The following is a 15,982-nucleotide window of genomic DNA, read 5'->3' as shown; positions in this document are numbered from 1 at the left end:
AATCTTTAAAAAAATCCTCTTTATGTCTCTTACTGTTGTGCAGAGATTTCCGAATTTACCACATGCTGTAGTATTAGCGATCGCCGGATTGATCAGTTGTATGAGTTCTGTTACCGCTCAACAAGCGCTTTCTGCTTGTCAACCGCCCAATCCTGGTGAGTTTCTGTTATTGATAGTTAGTCCTACAGCAGATAATCAGAAGCAGCTGCGCAATGCTCTACCTGCTGAAATTAAAAGCTCTACCTGCCAATACTTATCAGATACAGTGACGCGAATCGGGGGGTTTTACAAAATTGATGATGCTCAACGATGGGCGAGATATATCAACAATATTGTCGGGTTATCTGGCATTATCACCACTAAACCCGCAGATACACCGCCACCGCAAACAGTGACCTATAATCCTCAAGCTCTGGGAGAAGGTTATGCGGTATTGGTAGATTATTTCAACCGTCCAGAACTTGTATCTAATGTAGAACAAGTAGTCGGGGGTGATGTGGGATTTGCTTCCTACGGACAACGCCCTTACTTGCTGGCAGTGTATACCACTAACCAAAAAGAAGCATACAATACATTACAAAAGCTCAACGAACGTGGCTTTGTTGCCTATCTAGTAGATAGTCGTAAGGTAATCCTACTGCGGTCAAATGTGCGGGCACAGTAATTAGGTATTTGTCATTTGTCATTGGTTAAGAAGGCAATAGGCAATAGTTCTTGTCTCCCTTGTCCTCCTTGCCTCCCTGCTCCTCTCCACCCCTGCTTTTTCATTGCTACAGCCTTCTACGTCAAAGACTAGTGACTAAGAAAGACCTAGCTAACCAAGTGATGGTTATGCCCAAAGCCGAACCAGCTATAACTTGAACTGGTGTGTGTCCCAGCAATTCTTTGAGGCGGTCTTGGCTAAAGTCATGCTTGTCATCAAATAATTCATCTATCATTTGATTGAGAATCCGAGCTTGTTTCCCAGCGGCTTGGCGAACTCCAGCGGCATCATACATAACAATGATGGCAAAAACAGTGGCCAGGGCAAAATCAGGAGATGCCCAGCCGAGAGTTTGGCCGACACCGGTGGCGAGAGATGTAACTAGAGCCGAGTGGGCACTTGGCATACCTCCAGTGGTGACTAGAACACGCACATTCAGTTTGCGATTTTTGACTAGCTCGATGACGAGCTTTAGAGATTGAGCAATTAAACAAGCTACCAGAGCAACCAGCAGCACCCGGTTGTCTAAGATGTTGCCTATGTCCTGCATGGTATTTTGGGGAAGTTAGTAAATATTAGCAGCTGTTATTTTTTTTGGAAACTACAAGATGCGACTCAAAAACCAATGAGAAGTTACCCTACGGGCGACGATGTGGGCAGAATCCAAAATTGGGATAATTCCCCGTAGGGGTTGACTTAGTTATTGCGACTGATAATAAAATGAGCGATCGCCTTTAATGGTTGTGCTTTGTCTCCAAAGGAATCTAATTCTGCACAAGCTGCTTCAATTAGCTGTTGGGCTTTGGTACGGGATTCTTCAATTCCCCACAGGCTGGGATAAGTTACTTTCTGGGCTTTCAAATCCTTCCCAGCCGTTTTACCTAATTGTTCTTGGGTTGCGGTGATATCCAAAATATCATCGACAATTTGGAATGCCAGACCAATATTCTGAGCATACCGAGTCAGTTTTTGTAAATCTTCTGGGGATACTCCAGTTAAGATACCGCCACAAACCACACAAGCTTCTAAAAGCGCGGCTGTTTTGTGATTGTGAATAAAATTCAGTGTTTCCTCTGAAATATCCGATTTACCTTCCGATTCTAAATCGACCACTTGACCACCAACCAAACCAGCAGCCCCTAAAGCCCTGCCGAGACGCGCCACGACTTGCAATACCCTATCTCTAGGCACATCTAGGGGTGTCTGGGTGGCAACAAACTCAAAAGCCAAAGCTAACAAGCCATCACCAGCTAAAATTGCTACATCTTCACCATAAACCTTGTGATTTGTCAACTTACCCCGACGGTAATCGTCATTATCCATCGCTGGTAGGTCATCGTGAATCAAGGACATAGTATGGATCATTTCCACAGCACAAGCAGCCGGCATGGCCATTTCGATTGTGCCGCCAGTCATTTCACAGGTAGCAAGGCAAAGGATGGGACGTACACGCTTACCACCAGCTAACAAAGAGTAGCGCATTGCTTCATAAATTTTTTCGGGATAGACGATGGGAATAGCCCGATCCAAAGCAGTTTCGCAAAGCTGTTGTCGCTCTTTGAGATAAGCTGATAGGTTAAACGTGGCTGTCTGGGGCGTTTTTTTAAAGTTATCAGTTGCTACCATTCTTAAAATTCCTGAAATTTTGGTATTTTTGTCATATACGTCACAATTTTAAGGGGCTTTGGTACTCAAAGTGCGAGTAATTAAGAGTTAAGAATTAGGAACCATCACTCATAATTCATCATTCATCATTGTTAATTCCTAGCCGCCTTAAATAGCTGGCAAATGTATTTTGCAACAACATAGCGACAGTCATAGGACCAACACCGCCAGGAACTGGGGTGAGAAACTCTGCTACGCCAGATGTTGATTCCCAATCGACATCGCCGACTAAACGACTTTTGCCATTGGGATCGGTGACGCGATTCATCCCCACATCTACCACAACCGCGCCCGGTTTCACCATTTCTCCTGTAATCAATCCCGGAATTCCGACCGCTGCAATCAGAATATCGGCATTTTGGGTGATGGCTTTTAAATCGTGCGATCGCGAGTGAGCAATGGTCACCGTCGCATCAGCTTCTAGAAGCATCAACGCCATTGGTTTACCTACCAAAATACTACGTCCTACCACCACTGCTTGTTTTCCCTGTAAAGGAATTTTATATTCTGCCAACAGCCGCATCACACCTGCGGGGGTACAACTGCGTAAACCTGCTTCTTGGCGCACCAGTCGCCCCAAATTCACTGGGTGCAATCCGTCAGCATCTTTGTCGGGATCAATTTGATTTAGCAAGGTAACAGCATCTAAGTGTTTGGGTAGAGGTAACTGTACCAGAATGCCATCTACCTGTTCATCTTGATTGAGTGCCGCAATTACATCTTCTAGTTCTGCTTGGGTAGTTTCTGTGGGGAAATGCTTACCAAAGGAAGCAATACCCACCTTAGCGCAGGCTCGCTCCTTATTTCGCACATAAGCAGCCGACGCTGGATTATCACCAACCATCAATACAGCTAAACCAGGAGGACGACCGATTTCTGGTTGTAAATTTGTAATACGCTCTAAAAGTGTGTGGTGAATTTTTTCAGCTAAAGCTTTACCATCAAGAAGTTTGGCAGTTTTTGTTTCCATGAGAATTCAGAGCAAATTCGCCTTAAATCTAAAGTCCAACATCTAGCCGTTTGTAGCGGAGTCAACAGTCATCAATAAACCTTGGCTATTGACTATGATGGTCTTGCTATTTTATGGCGTAGCGTTGTGCAAACAGCAAAATCATGCTGCCTTATTTTCTCAGATTAACTGCATCATCTCCAATATCTTCTGGGGGCAGGGGGACAAAGAGGACAAGGGGGACAAATGACAAATGACAACTGACAACTGACAACTGACTATTAACAAATGACCAAACAAAAATTTTCGCAAACTCACAGCATTATTCGCTACCGCTTAGGATTGTTGTTACTGCTGGTATTAGGACTTTGCAGTTGTGGTACGGTAACACAACCTGGTTTTACAGTCGGTAATTTCCGTATAGGGAGTAATATCACCCCAATTCGGGAAATTAAGCCAGAACAAACCAATCAGGCTAAAGTTTACATTCAAGGTAAGGTAGAAAGGCAAGTGCCGCTTTTGAAGCGGTGGGCTTATCAAATCGATGACTCAACCGGCAAAATTTGGGTTATTACTAGTCAAAATAAGTTGGCAAAAGGAGAGCAAGTTGTCATTAAAGGCAAAATTAAGTATCAAAGCATACCCTTGGCGGGAAAAGAGTTGGGAGAAATATATCTCGAAGAAGATTCGTGAAGTACCCCAACTAAGCAACGCTCAAGTTGGGGCTTCCAACCAAGACAAAACTTAGGACGGTCTTACTCGTCATGCGGAGTTTCCCACTTCATTGGCAGTTGCCACGTTAGATATATCACAAAGATATCCGACACCAAAGTCGGTGATGGTCTGACACTCCCTCAGTAGGCAGTCGCCCGTCTTCCACAGGCAATAAATTGTCTTTGTGCCGTTTGGTTTTCACGGACTAAGGTTGGTACTCCAACCTTCATGAATACCACAAGGTATCTTGCACTCTTGTTTTTTGGATGCCAATTAGCAAACGGTGGGCGAGTTCATCAACGTGCAAGGACTACTTCTCTAAACACCTGGCTAACAGTCAACAGCCCATGCACTACCATGCAGACCTATGTTAGTTGTTTTTATATTTAGCATAAGTATGTACGTAATGCGAACATACTTATAAGCCGATTTTGTTAAAGATGGCGCGATTTACTAAATAAAAATTTATGAGTAATCAACAGGTGGAGGTTGCGATCGCAATTCTCTACCAACAAAACAAGTTTCTCATGCAACTGCGGGATAACATACCTACTATTCTCTACCCTGGTTACTGGGCGCTGTTTGGTGGACATATCGAGTCGGGCGAAACGCCAGATATTGCTGTCAAGCGAGAAATTTTAGAAGAAATTGCCTACGATTTCCCTAATTTCTCTGAATTTGCCTGTTATTGGGATGACAAAGTGATCCGTCATGTCTTTCATGCACCACTCTTGGTAAGTTTAGATCAACTGGTTTTAAATGAAGGCTGGGACATGGGTTTGTTGACACCGGAAGATATTCGCCAAGGTAACTGTTATTCGCAAAACGCTGGTGAAATTAGACCTTTAGGGCCGATGCATCAGCGAATCATGCTGGATTTTATTGATAGTCAATAGTTAGTTGTCAGTTGTCAGTTGTCAGCAGTCAACAATCAACCGTCAACAGTCAACAGTTCCCCCTTTTGTGGAGTTACCAATGCAATCAGTAAACAAACTACCGCGATGGTTAAGTATCGGATTGGCGTTTCCCGTCGCCATTCTCAACGGTTGGCTATTACTTCAGGTTGTGCAGTATTTTCAACCGCTAGTAAGTATTTTTGCCGCCGCTGTCTTATTAGCTTTTGTGTTGAATTATCCTATTCAGTTTCTGCAAGAACGTGGGGTACAACGCAACCTGGCTATTGTGGTAGTGTTACTTTTGGCTGTGGTAATCTTAGTGGGTTTAGGTATCACCTTAGTCCCGCTGATTATCGAACAGCTCAATGAATTAGCTAACATTCTCCCCTATTGGATTGATTCTGCGGGTGAACAAATCCAAGCTTTCCAAAACTGGGCGGCGACACAACAACTACCAGTAAATTTAACTGGTTTAGCCACTCAAGTATTAGAAAGATTGTCTAATCAACTGCAATCCTTCACTGGCAGAATTCTCTCTGTTGCGTTTGATACGATTGGGGTAGTAGTTAATGTACTGTTGACAGTGGTGCTAACTGTCTACATGGTATTAAATGGCGATCGCCTTTGGGATGGACTTTTTCAGTGGTTACCGCCGCACATTGGCCCGAAAGTGCGGGAATTATTGCGCGAGGATTTCCATAATTATTTTATTGGTCAGGCCACATTAGGTGCTGTCTTAGGGTCGGCGATTACATTAGCATTTTTCTCACTACAAGTTCCCTTAGCTCTACTTTTTGGCATTGGTATTGGTTTTTTCTCACTCTTCCCATTTGGTACGGGTATAGGTATAGCTATAGTCAGTTTTTTGGTGGCTTTACAAAATATTTGGTTAGGGGTAGAAGTATTAGGTATAGCTGTAGCCATTGACCAAGTTAATGCGAATTTTATTGCGCCTCGGATTTTGGGGAATTTGACTGGCTTAAATCCTGTATGGGTTGTAATTTCTTTATTAATAGGCGCTAAATTAGGCGGAGTTTTAGGTTTATTAATTGCTATACCTATCGCCAGTTTTATTAAAGATATTGTAGATAGTTGGCGTGATGGCGCATTTAGTCAAATAGTTGTCTCTAATGACAATATCAAACATTCAACTCCTGTTCAGGTGGGAGACTAGTAGTAAACCTTGTCCATTTTGAAATCTGGAGTAGTGCGGGACCCAAAGCCCGCTACTACTTTCTCTAGCAGCAGGGAGCAAGATGCTCCCACTACTTTTAAAATTATGGTTCTCAAAATAGATGTGGTTTAATACCGTTTCACTTAAAGGTTGATACAACTAGGGAGCAGAAGAAGCAGAAGAAGCAGAGGTATTTTATTTGTATTTCTCCTAAGCGTGAAATGGTATAAGTAGGCGTTAATATTTCCATGCTGAACCCGCAGGGTGTGGTATAGATAATCGTAGGGGCACAACTACAGGTTTAATTTGCTATTCACGAATCAAGGTGTATAGGAATTGTAATAATAAACTCAGTGCCTTTTCCGACAACAGATAAACATTGCAATTGACCGCCATGTTTATCGACAACAATTTGATAGCTGATAGATAAGCTTAATCCTGTACCTTTACCAATGCTTTTAGTAGTGAAGAAAGGGTCAAATAATCGCTTTTGCATATCTTTGGGTATTCCCAAACCATTATCGGCAATGCGAATAATTATATGGTTATCATCTATAGATTCAGTACGAATCTGAATTAGGGGAGATTTTGGCTCGGAAGATGGTAAAATTGAATAATCATAATTGTTAAAAATAGCATCTATAGCATTGGCTAAAATATTCATGAATGCCTGATTGAGTAGACCAGGATAGCATTCGACTAATGGGAGTTTTTCATACTCTTTAACAACGGTAATTAGTTGACCTGTTTGCTGATTTTCTAGGCGGCTTTGTAATAGTAGTAAAGTACTATCAATCCCTTCATGGATATCAACTGTTTTTTTCTCGGATTCATCAAGACGGGAGAAATTTCGTAAAGCCAGAACTATCTCGTGGATACGTTCAGTACCTACTTTCATCGACTTGAGCAGATCCAGAAAATCATCTCTTAAAAATTCTAGTTCAATATCAGCGATCGCATCTTGAATTTCTGCGGCTGGTTCAGGATAATACTTTTGGTAGAGACTGACTAAATCAAGTAAATCCTGACTGTAGTTGAGCGCATGAACTAAGTTCCCGGCAATAAAGCTGACAGGGTTGTTGATTTCGTGGGCAATACCCGCAACAAGTTGCCCTAAAGCTGCCATTTTATCATTTTGCAGTAATCTTGTATAGTTATTCTTCAAGTTACGAAAGCCGGCTTTAGCTATTCTTGATTGTTCTTCTACTTGCTCTAGTTGCGCCAGTGTTAATACCTGAATTTGGGAGTAGGCTAAAAGTAATTGGTGAAAATCTAAGAGTTTATAATTACCCAATTTAGTTTTTACTAAAATCGGCTCATAGGCTAATTGGGATGGACGCTGTAATGCTAGCTGAATTGCTTCGACTATGGATGTATCTTCAGAAATTATACACACTTCTAAGTCGAGAAATTTCAGGAGATTTTCGGTAGGACGTTTGGCAAAGAGTGCAAAACTATAGGGGCGACTCATGTGTTCAAAAAATCTTTGCCGAGAAATCATTCCTACATATTCTTGATTACAAGTCAGAATGATTCCTGGTAGTAAAGGCTGTTGCTCAAACAGTATATTTAGATCCTTGGCCGGATGAGCTACTTCAACGTAAACTGACCAAAGTGGTAATTCTTGCAAAGTTGACTCTAATTGCAAATTCAGATCATTACCATTTTTGATGGTATCTATAGCCAGCATACTTTCAATCCTTTACTGTTGAAATAATATTCCTAGTGACACGGCAAGTAACGTACTGTAATAATTGCAAAATTAATCAAACGTTATGAATTTATATTTCCCTCATAATTCGCCAATCTCACATGGCTGGGAAAATACTGTCTATTTAGATAAACGTTGGATGCGCTGTAGGGCTACCTACTTGATCTCAGAGAACGATGTATGCTTTAAATTAGAGAAAATATTTAAAAATCAAAGCTTAGACCGTGGTCAAAATTACCTGAGAAGGCTCTGAAGAACTATCAGAAAAACTCACATATTTGTGAGCGAGGTAGTTTGCGATCGCATTTTCACATCAATATATTTCTAGACGCTGTGGGGGTATGCAGGTTTAAGGAAAAATTGAGAGTTTGAAACACAGATCGGTGGGTTTTGTCTGTTGACATCATCGCCACTCACCTTGTAAGGTAAAAGCCGCCCAGACATCAGTTCGAGAATATTTGGGATTGGGACTGCGCCACATTTCTAATTGTGCAGCCCTTAGCGCCGCTACAGGTGGTAAATTCTCTTTGAGCATTTTTGTGTAAAATTTCGTCATTAATTCTGCTGTTCCTTTGTCGTCTACACTCCATAAACTGACAGCAACTCTTGGACTACCTGCATACATAAATCCTCTTGTTAATCCTACTAAACCTTCACCTTTTACTTGTTCTCCAAGTCCGGTTTCACAAGCACTTAACACCACTAATTCTGCTGGTAAGTTGAGGTTGAAAATATCCTGAATTTGAAGAAAACCATCTTCGGCATTTCCTTTTGAATCTACCAAAGACAGGACTACACTAGAACACTTAGGATTGTTAGTATCGAAAAATCCGTGAGTTGCAAAGTGGACAATTTGGTATTGACTCATTTGTGAATTCGTTACGGTAGTACGATTAGCATCAAAATCAAAAGCTGATTTGCTTGCTGATTTGGGAACTAAACTCAAAATATTTGTGGCTTCTGTGTGCGTCCCTTCAAGGCGAGAAAAGCTAAGATTTGAATCACAGCTTGAACGTCTCAGTGCTAAAGTATTTAACTCAGGAGAATTGGAATTTTTTCCTCTATTTTGACCACCTTGAGCTACACTTAGCTTTAAGCGATTATCATCTTTACTAAATACCGGATCTGCCAACACAGCTAATTTTTTCCCAGCCACATGGCGGTTTTTAGTTTCATTTCGCACCACCGCAATTGTAGAAGCCGAAGGCGCATTGACAATTTCATGTTCTACTAATAACGGTTGTAATTTTGTTTGGGTTGGATTTGGCAATGCTGCAAAGGGAATGTATTGTAAAATGCCATCAGCCACAATCAACAATCGCTTATTTCCTAATTCTTCTGCTACAGGCTGAAGCAACATTTGACTTAATTTAGTGGCAACTTTTTCAGGATTTTCAGCATTTGTTCCAGGTTGAACTGTAATTCCGCCTCGTGAATATAATTCCCCGCCACCTTTGATATTTTGATAAAACTTCTTAGCAGCAGTTTCAATATCTTCACCTTTGGGTAATTCATAACTTTTCATTCCTGTCTTTGTCACTAACCAAAGATAACTGTGTTCTTTACCAAGGGAATATTGTAAAAGAATAGTGTTGTCATCAAGAACTGAGGATTGAATTTCTGCGAGTTTCTTCAGGAGTTTGGGTTGGGTAATTGCTGCATAACCTGGACTTTTAGCGCGGATAGAAGCTAAGACTTGCTGATATTTTTCTGAAAGTTCCTCAATTTCTTTATTTAATTCATCTACTTGTTCTGGGGGTTTTTTACTTGATAAAAGTTCAATCCGGATTTTCCTTCTAGCATCAATTTGTTGCTGTAGACTACGTTCCTCTTCTAAGAGTTTTGCATCTACGCCTTTACGGATATCTGCATGGGCTTCAGTGAGGAGTTCTAGCAGACTGCGGGCGCGGGAGCTTTCGCTGGTGTCGAAGGCAAGGGCGTTGTATCCTTTTGATGGGTCTTGTTTGTGCAGTTCCATCAGGATATCAATTTTCAGTTGATAATAATCTTGTACTGTGGCAAAAAAGGAAGTTTTTAAATCTTCACTAGCAACTTCTTTGCGGATGTTTTCGATAAATTCGATTGCTTTATTTATCTTGGTTAAAGCTTGTTGAAGTTCGTTATTTTGGCGTTGTAATTTGGCGATATTGTAGAGACTTTGGGCTTGTTGAGAAAGTAAGCCCATTTCACCATAGAGAGTTAATTGTTCTTCATAAGTTTGAATGGCTTTTTCGGGTTGTTTGAGGGCGGCGTAAGCTTCAGCCGTTGTAGTCATTACATAACCTTCTGTCTGCTTATAGCCAGATCCTTGGGCTGATTTTCTGGCTTTTTGAGAGTCTTCTAGAGCTTGAGAATAATTTCCTTGTTTTATCTCAACTTGAGCGCGGATATTAAGTGTACTCGCTTCAAATAATAATTTCTGCTCATCAACCCCTAAATTATGAGATAAATTTAGAGTCTGGTTAGCAAAACTAATTGCTTGTTGATTATCTCCCACCGCCAGGTAATATTGACTAATACGTTCTCGTAAATAAGCTTCATTGTTACAGTCTCCCGTGTCTGTGGAGACTTTTAATGCTTTGTTGTAATAATTCAGAGATTGTGGATTATTTTGCAACTTGCGATAAACATCACCCATCCACATGAGAGTATCAGTTTCACTGCTGTGTTTACCAATATCTTGCCATATAGATAATGCTTTTTCATAAGTATGTAAACTCTCGGTATATGCGCCTAAAGATGAGTAAACATTAGCGATAGTTATCAAAGTATCAGCTTCATCTGGACGAGCTTTAATCTGACGTTGAATGACTAAGGCTTGATTGAGTTTATTAATCGCTTCTTGTTTTTTCCCTTGCTGGTTTAAAATATTAGCAATATCGGTTAGTGTCTTTGCTTCTTCTGGCTTACCGCCCATCTTTTGCCGCAGTGTAAGTGCTTGTTGATGAAATTTCAGGGCTTTTCTATAATCTCCAATTCTGGTAAGCCAACTACCAAGATCTGATAAGGCTTCCGCTTCAGCAGGAGGAATTTCTTGTGTGCGATATTTTTGGATTTGTTGGTTGTAGAATTCAATAAGATTATTGGTAGCTGCGTCTGAATTAGGAGTTTTTGATTGCTGTGGTGTATTCTTGGGTTTTTTGAGTTGGGAAGGCTTTTTTAATGATGCTAATTTATCTTCACAACTTGCGGCGTTTAACCCAACGTACAACAGATCGTATAGCTTTCTATTTCTCTTAAATTCAGGATCGAGAATATTAGCCTGCTTGATGTAATCAAAGCTTTTGTTGATTTCACCTGAAGTGAAGTTAAAAAAAGCAATCTTATCGAGTGATTCAGCTTGTTGCATGACATCACCTTTTCCTTTCCAGAAAGCCAAAGCTTTGTTGTAATACTCAAGTGCTTTGTTTTGTTCACCTAATTCACCATAAATATGTGCAACTGAGCTATAAACGATAGCTGAACTTTCAGGGTACAGTGAGGCATATTGCAGCAGGTTGTCAATCGCCTTTTGATATTCTCCTATTTGCTTATAGATCAAGCTAAGTGAAGTAGTGACTCCACCTTCACATTCGCGATCGCCTAAAGCTTGACAAATAGGTATGGCTTTCTCAACATATTCCAAAGCTTTAGAATAATCACCCCTAAGAAAGTATAAGCCAGCAATTCGATTTAAGGTTAGGGCTTCTTTTTTGCGATCGCCTGCTAAACGCCAATATTTTAGGGCTTCTTCCCATTTAGGAATGATTTTGCTCAATAAGGGTGCTTTCTGTTTACCTAATTGTCCGGCTTCTGCTTCTGCTTTTTGGGCTGCTGCGCGGTTGCTGTCTGGGGTGTTGGTTTGGGTTGGGAGTTGCGGGGGTGGGGTTGAAGGTGTCGGTTTGGGATCGGCGTTGACGCTTTCTGAACACAAGGATAGACACAGCAACAGGATTAATCCCAGAGGGTGCGCTTGAGGTGTTTTGGTGTTAACGGTTTTCAGGACAAATTTGCCCCATTTTGAACAATTTTTAAGCATAGCTGTACTTTCTCAATTTCATATTTACGTAGATTTCTGGAGGAATGAGATTAACTCTCAAAGCCAGGTAGCGATCGCATTTTTACATCAATATATTTCTAGACGCTGTGGAGGTATGCACTTTTACAGAAATTTTCAGAGATTTTGACGGTAAAAATCAAGCTAGCAGAGAAGAAACCCCCATTTCCCAAAAGCTGTAGGGACGGGTTAAGCAATATTCTCGTGGGTAATTGAGCATATCTGTGAACCCGCCCCTACTTGAACTATCGCCATTCACCCAAAAAGGTAAACGCCGCCCAATAATTGGGATTACGCCATTTCTCTTGCTCCCACATTTTTAACTGCGCCGCCCGCAATGCTTGATTTGCCGTTTTGTTTTGCTGCCACATTTGCTGGTAAAATTCTTGCATAAAGAAAGATGTGCCTTCATCGCTAACTTGCCATAAGGACACTACTAATCTCTCTGCACCTGCATACATTAATCCTCTGGTTAAACCTACTAAGCCTTCGCCTTGAATTTCTTTACCTAAGCCGGTTTCGCAAGCACTCAAAACAATTAAATCTGCGGGATAATCGAGGTTAAATAAGTCTGCTAACCGTAGATAGCCGCGAATATCTTTACCTTGTTCGTTTACCAAAGAAAGTACAATCCCTGATAATTCTGGGTTAGCATCATTCACAAAGCCGTGGGTAGCAAAGTGTAAAATTTGGAATTGCTTGAGATTGCTGCTGGTAGCTGCGGTGTAATTTGCGGCAAAATCTAAGAGTTGCACGCCTTGAGATTTCGGTACTAGGTTAAAAATTGTCTTAGCTTCTGTGCGTGTACCGAAAAGTCGCGGCCAAATATCACGATTGAGAATATCAGCAGAACGCCTGAGTTCAGAACGTTCTAGCTCTAAGTCAAGGTTATTTTGCTTTTGCAGTTGTTTATTTTGGGCGGTGGTAATTCGCTCATCGTTAGCGTTGTATACTGGGTCTGCGAGGATAGCTAAGGCTTGGGGTGCGGGTGGACGTTTGGCGAGTTCTTGACGTTGAATTGCGATCGCACTTGCGGATGGTAAACTAACAATTTCGTGGTTTACTAATAAAGGCTGGTAATTCAAATTCTCCGGTTCGGCTGATGAACAGACACGAATACCACCTGCATTAGAACAGACAACATCTTTTGGTTTGTCTTTCACTTCCTGTGGTGTAGAATTCGGTTGAGAGTTTAAATCAGCCAAGGCTGCAAAGGGAATATATTGCAATGCACCATCCGCGACAATGACTAAGCGTTTTTTGCCTAATTTATCTTTCACAGGTGCGAGAATCTGTTGACTGAGTTCTTTGGCGGCGATATCTATCTGGCGATTTTTGATACCAGCGCAGGGATTTTCTTTATTAGTTGCAGAAGGCGGTTTAGAACTGTATTTACTAATCAGGCAAAATAAATTGATAGCGCTTTTTTCTATCTCTGCTTTTTTGGGAAGTTCGTAAGTATCGAGAGAATTGGGAGAAACTACCCACAGAAAGCTGCGTTCATTACCCAAGGAATATTGTAACAGCAGGGTATCTTTATCGAGTTGTTGCTGAATTTGCGGTAAAGTCAGGGGTTGGGGATACTTGAGGTTAGCGTATTGTGGGCTAGTTTCGCGGATTTTTGTTTCTAGTTGCTTTTGTTGACTGAGGAGTTCATCGATTTCTGCTTGTAATTTCTCAGCATTGGCTTTAAAAATGGGGTTTTGAATTTTATCGCTGTTAACTATTTCAAACCTGACTTTTTCCTTACCATCAATTAAAGCTTGTATGCGGCGTTCTTCGGCTAAAAGTTCGGGGTTTGCACCTTTGCGGATATTGGCGCGGGCTTCGGTTAAGAGTTCTACTAATCCTCTAGCGCGAGAGCGATCGCTTGTTTGAATTGCTTGGGCATCGTATCCTTTTGATGGTTCTTTTTTGTGCAGTTCCATCAATAAATCGATTTGGAATTTATAGTAATTTTGGACTGTAGCGAAGTAGGAAGTACGCAAATCTGAGTTTTTGACGTTGCTGCGGATATTTTCGATGATTTCAATTGCTGCTTCGATGTTGGGAAGTGCGGCGTTGAGGTTTCCTAGTTTGCGTTGGTTAACAGCAATACCATACAGTGCATCTGCTTCTGCTTTACTGTCTTTTAACTCTCGCCGTATTTTCAATTCTTCATTCAAAATATTTATGGCTTGTCGATAATTTTTCTGTAGTTCATAAGTTACGCTCATGTCACCTAACATTTGAGCTTCCCAAATACGCAATCCGGCTTTGCGATAATGCGCTAAAAGGTTATGAGATATATCTAATGACTTTTGATAATCCCCTTTGGCACGATATACTGTTGCTAATGCATAAAGAGAAAATTCCTCATAATAAGATTTTTCTTTAGATAATTTTAATGCACGATTAGCTAGTTCTAATGCTTTGGGATAATCCTTTAATGATGTGTATATTTTCGTCATACCCCAAATTACTTGGATTTCAGATTGATAATCATCTTTGTTTAATAAAGATAGTGCTTTTTGATAATATTGAAGTGCCTCATTGTACTTGTCTTGCCATTCGTAAAGGCTGGCGATAGAGTTTAAAGTTCTAATTTCTGCCGTTTTATTGGGTGTAAGCTTATAAATATCTAGTGCTTTGTTGTAAGTTTCAAGACTTAACTTATAATCTCCTAAATTTCTATAAACATATGCAATATCACGAAGTATACGAGCTTCATCCCTAGGATTTGGTATAGAACGTTGAAGTTCTAAAGTTTTATTATATTCATCCAGTGCCTTTTGATAATTAGCCTGTGATAAATGGATATCAGCTTTTTGTCCTAGAGTAAATGCGTAGTTATCTTTATCATCAATTTGAAGCTCTAGCGCCTTGTCTACAAATTCCAGTGCTTTTTCATAATTACCTGAAAAATTTTTGTGAACATTAGCAATCATCACGAAAGTCCTAGATAGCATCCGGGTGTTTCCCGCTTGCTGAAAAAGTTTTCCTGCTTGTTGATAGTAATCAATTGCTGTGCGATAATCTGCTTGTCCAGCATAAATTTCCCCTATATCAGCAATCGTGTTAGCTTGATCTGATAAATTAAAACCTGCCTGTTGTTGTAGTTTTAATGCTTCTTTTAAAGATTCCACTGCATTTTTTGCATTACCCAATTTATCTTGTAGGGCTGCAATGTCACGAATAATTTCTATTTCTGCTTTAAAATCATTTCTTTGACGCTGAATTTTTAAAGCCTGTTCATAATAATCAAGAGCTGTTTTAGGTTCACCTGATAATGAATAAATCGCACCTATACGCCAAAGAGTATAGGCTTCTCCTGCCAAATCTTTTAACGGTTCACGATAGAGTTTTAATGCTTCATTTCGATAATTTAAAGCTTTTTTAGTATCACCTAGTTTCATGTGAATAGTAGCAATACTGTTAAAAGTGCTAGCTAAACGACGATATTCTTGGTTTGCTAAAAATATTGACTTGGCTTTTTCTAAGTAGGTAAGCCCTTCTTTTGGCTCGTTTATGTTATTGTAATTAATGCCAATAGAAGCCAGTAAACTTGCTTCAATCAGTGTTTTTTTTAGTTCGCGTGAGATTTTTAATGCTTGTTGCAGATACTCTATGGCGGTTTTGTACTCATCAATAAAATTATATAAATTAGCAATATAGGCTAATATATTAACTTCTTCTTCTCTCAGTCCTAGTTTTTGGGCAATTTTCAAAGCTTGTTGAGATTTATTTATCGCTTGTTCAGATGCTTCTCTAGTCTCTTTCTTCTCTAACTCCTCTGCTTCTTCAACTAGCTTTACACCCTGCTGGTATAACTTTTGTTGCTCCGCATTCAAGGGAACTGACGGCGTAGGCGCTGGTTGCTGGGCAATTTTTACCCCATAACTCCCCACATTGGCGGCTGTTGACTCGGATAATAAAAGCAGGGCGAAAAATAAAGCCGCAGCGCGAGAAGCCAATGCAGGAAGTTTTTTATGCTTTTTCATGAGGATTTATACTGATTTTTGCTACAAATCAATATAGTTCTCGGCGGTGTGGGGGTATGCAGGTTTACAGAAACTTTAAGAAAATACGCTGTAGGGGCACGGCATCCATAATCTCTCGGCAATACAGAAATTTTATCGGTGCCGTGCCCCTACT

10 protein-coding genes are annotated in these 15,982 nt (G+C 40.6%); 4 read left to right on the top strand and 6 right to left on the bottom strand.

What is annotated here, in order from left to right; all coding sequences use genetic code 11:
* Positions 1–22: 22 nt before the first annotated feature.
* Positions 23–664 carry a hypothetical protein gene (locus tag AACU32_RS18280; RefSeq protein WP_096608064.1) on the top strand — a complete coding sequence of 214 codons (642 nt, stop codon included), beginning with the start codon at positions 23–25 and terminating at the stop codon, positions 662–664.
* Between the two features lie 121 nt (positions 665–785).
* Here the strand turns inward: AACU32_RS18280 and AACU32_RS18275 are convergent, their stop codons facing one another.
* From AACU32_RS18275 to folD, 3 genes are all read right to left on the bottom strand, one after another.
* On the bottom strand, positions 786–1,253 hold the full coding sequence (locus tag AACU32_RS18275) for a divergent PAP2 family protein (protein ID WP_096602043.1): 468 nt from the start codon (positions 1,251–1,253) through the stop codon (positions 786–788).
* A 146-nt stretch (positions 1,254–1,399) separates the two neighbouring features.
* On the bottom strand, positions 1,400–2,329 hold the full coding sequence (gene crtE / locus AACU32_RS18270; protein WP_096602040.1) for a geranylgeranyl diphosphate synthase CrtE: 930 nt from the start codon (positions 2,327–2,329) through the stop codon (positions 1,400–1,402).
* Positions 2,330–2,447: 118 nt separating this feature from the next.
* A complete protein-coding gene (gene folD, locus AACU32_RS18265) occupies positions 2,448–3,338 on the bottom strand; it encodes a bifunctional methylenetetrahydrofolate dehydrogenase/methenyltetrahydrofolate cyclohydrolase FolD (protein ID WP_096602037.1) in 891 nt (296 codons plus the stop codon).
* A gap of 267 nt (positions 3,339–3,605) precedes the next feature.
* On the opposite strand from folD, the gene AACU32_RS18260 reads away from it, so the two are divergent.
* From AACU32_RS18260 to AACU32_RS18250, 3 genes are all read left to right on the top strand, one after another.
* Positions 3,606–4,010 carry a hypothetical protein gene (locus AACU32_RS18260; RefSeq protein WP_096602034.1) on the top strand — a complete coding sequence of 135 codons (405 nt, stop codon included), beginning with the start codon at positions 3,606–3,608 and terminating at the stop codon, positions 4,008–4,010.
* A 488-nt stretch (positions 4,011–4,498) separates the two neighbouring features.
* Positions 4,499–4,927 carry an NUDIX hydrolase gene (locus AACU32_RS18255; protein WP_096602032.1) on the top strand — a complete coding sequence of 143 codons (429 nt, stop codon included), beginning with the start codon at positions 4,499–4,501 and terminating at the stop codon, positions 4,925–4,927.
* Between the two features lie 139 nt (positions 4,928–5,066).
* Positions 5,067–6,101 (top strand): AI-2E family transporter, encoded by a 1,035-nt coding sequence (locus AACU32_RS18250; RefSeq protein ID WP_445223228.1) that lies wholly within the window; start codon positions 5,067–5,069, stop codon positions 6,099–6,101.
* A gap of 313 nt (positions 6,102–6,414) precedes the next feature.
* Here AACU32_RS18250 and AACU32_RS18245 read toward each other — a convergent pair whose 3' ends face one another.
* The 3 genes from AACU32_RS18245 to AACU32_RS18235 form a co-directional block, all read right to left on the bottom strand.
* The gene (locus AACU32_RS18245) at positions 6,415–7,791 is read right to left on the bottom strand and encodes an ATP-binding protein (RefSeq protein ID WP_339378046.1); all 1,377 of its coding nucleotides are present in this window, start codon (positions 7,789–7,791) and stop codon (positions 6,415–6,417) included.
* A gap of 424 nt (positions 7,792–8,215) precedes the next feature.
* A complete protein-coding gene (locus tag AACU32_RS18240) occupies positions 8,216–11,830 on the bottom strand; it encodes a CHAT domain-containing tetratricopeptide repeat protein (RefSeq protein ID WP_096602026.1) in 3,615 nt (1,204 codons plus the stop codon).
* 263 nt (positions 11,831–12,093) lie between these two features.
* Positions 12,094–15,828 carry a CHAT domain-containing tetratricopeptide repeat protein gene (locus AACU32_RS18235; protein ID WP_096602024.1) on the bottom strand — a complete coding sequence of 1,245 codons (3,735 nt, stop codon included), beginning with the start codon at positions 15,826–15,828 and terminating at the stop codon, positions 12,094–12,096.
* Between the last annotated feature and the right edge of the window lie 154 nt (positions 15,829–15,982).

The organism is Calothrix sp. NIES-2100, assembly GCF_963875285.1.
Taxonomy (GTDB): Bacteria; Cyanobacteriota; Cyanobacteriia; order Cyanobacteriales; family Nostocaceae; genus Aulosira.
Note: the sequence above shows the minus strand (reverse complement) of the source record. Positions and strands in the feature narration are given on the sequence as shown.

Excerpts from the sequence above, each read along its gene's own strand:
- AACU32_RS18245 (WP_339378046.1), bottom strand. The coding sequence starts at position 7,791 with ATGCTGGCTATAGATACCATCAAAAATGGTAATGATCTGAATTTGCAA.
- AACU32_RS18260 (WP_096602034.1), top strand. The coding sequence starts at position 3,606 with ATGACCAAACAAAAATTTTCGCAAACTCACAGCATTATTCGCTACCGC.
- AACU32_RS18275 (WP_096602043.1), bottom strand. The coding sequence starts at position 1,253 with ATGCAGGACATAGGCAACATCTTAGACAACCGGGTGCTGCTGGTTGCT.
- crtE (WP_096602040.1), bottom strand. The coding sequence starts at position 2,329 with ATGGTAGCAACTGATAACTTTAAAAAAACGCCCCAGACAGCCACGTTT.
- AACU32_RS18235 (WP_096602024.1), bottom strand. The coding sequence starts at position 15,828 with ATGAAAAAGCATAAAAAACTTCCTGCATTGGCTTCTCGCGCTGCGGCT.
- AACU32_RS18240 (WP_096602026.1), bottom strand. The coding sequence starts at position 11,830 with ATGCTTAAAAATTGTTCAAAATGGGGCAAATTTGTCCTGAAAACCGTT.
- folD (WP_096602037.1), bottom strand. The coding sequence starts at position 3,338 with ATGGAAACAAAAACTGCCAAACTTCTTGATGGTAAAGCTTTAGCTGAA.
- AACU32_RS18280 (WP_096608064.1), top strand. The coding sequence starts at position 23 with ATGTCTCTTACTGTTGTGCAGAGATTTCCGAATTTACCACATGCTGTA.
- AACU32_RS18255 (WP_096602032.1), top strand. The coding sequence starts at position 4,499 with ATGAGTAATCAACAGGTGGAGGTTGCGATCGCAATTCTCTACCAACAA.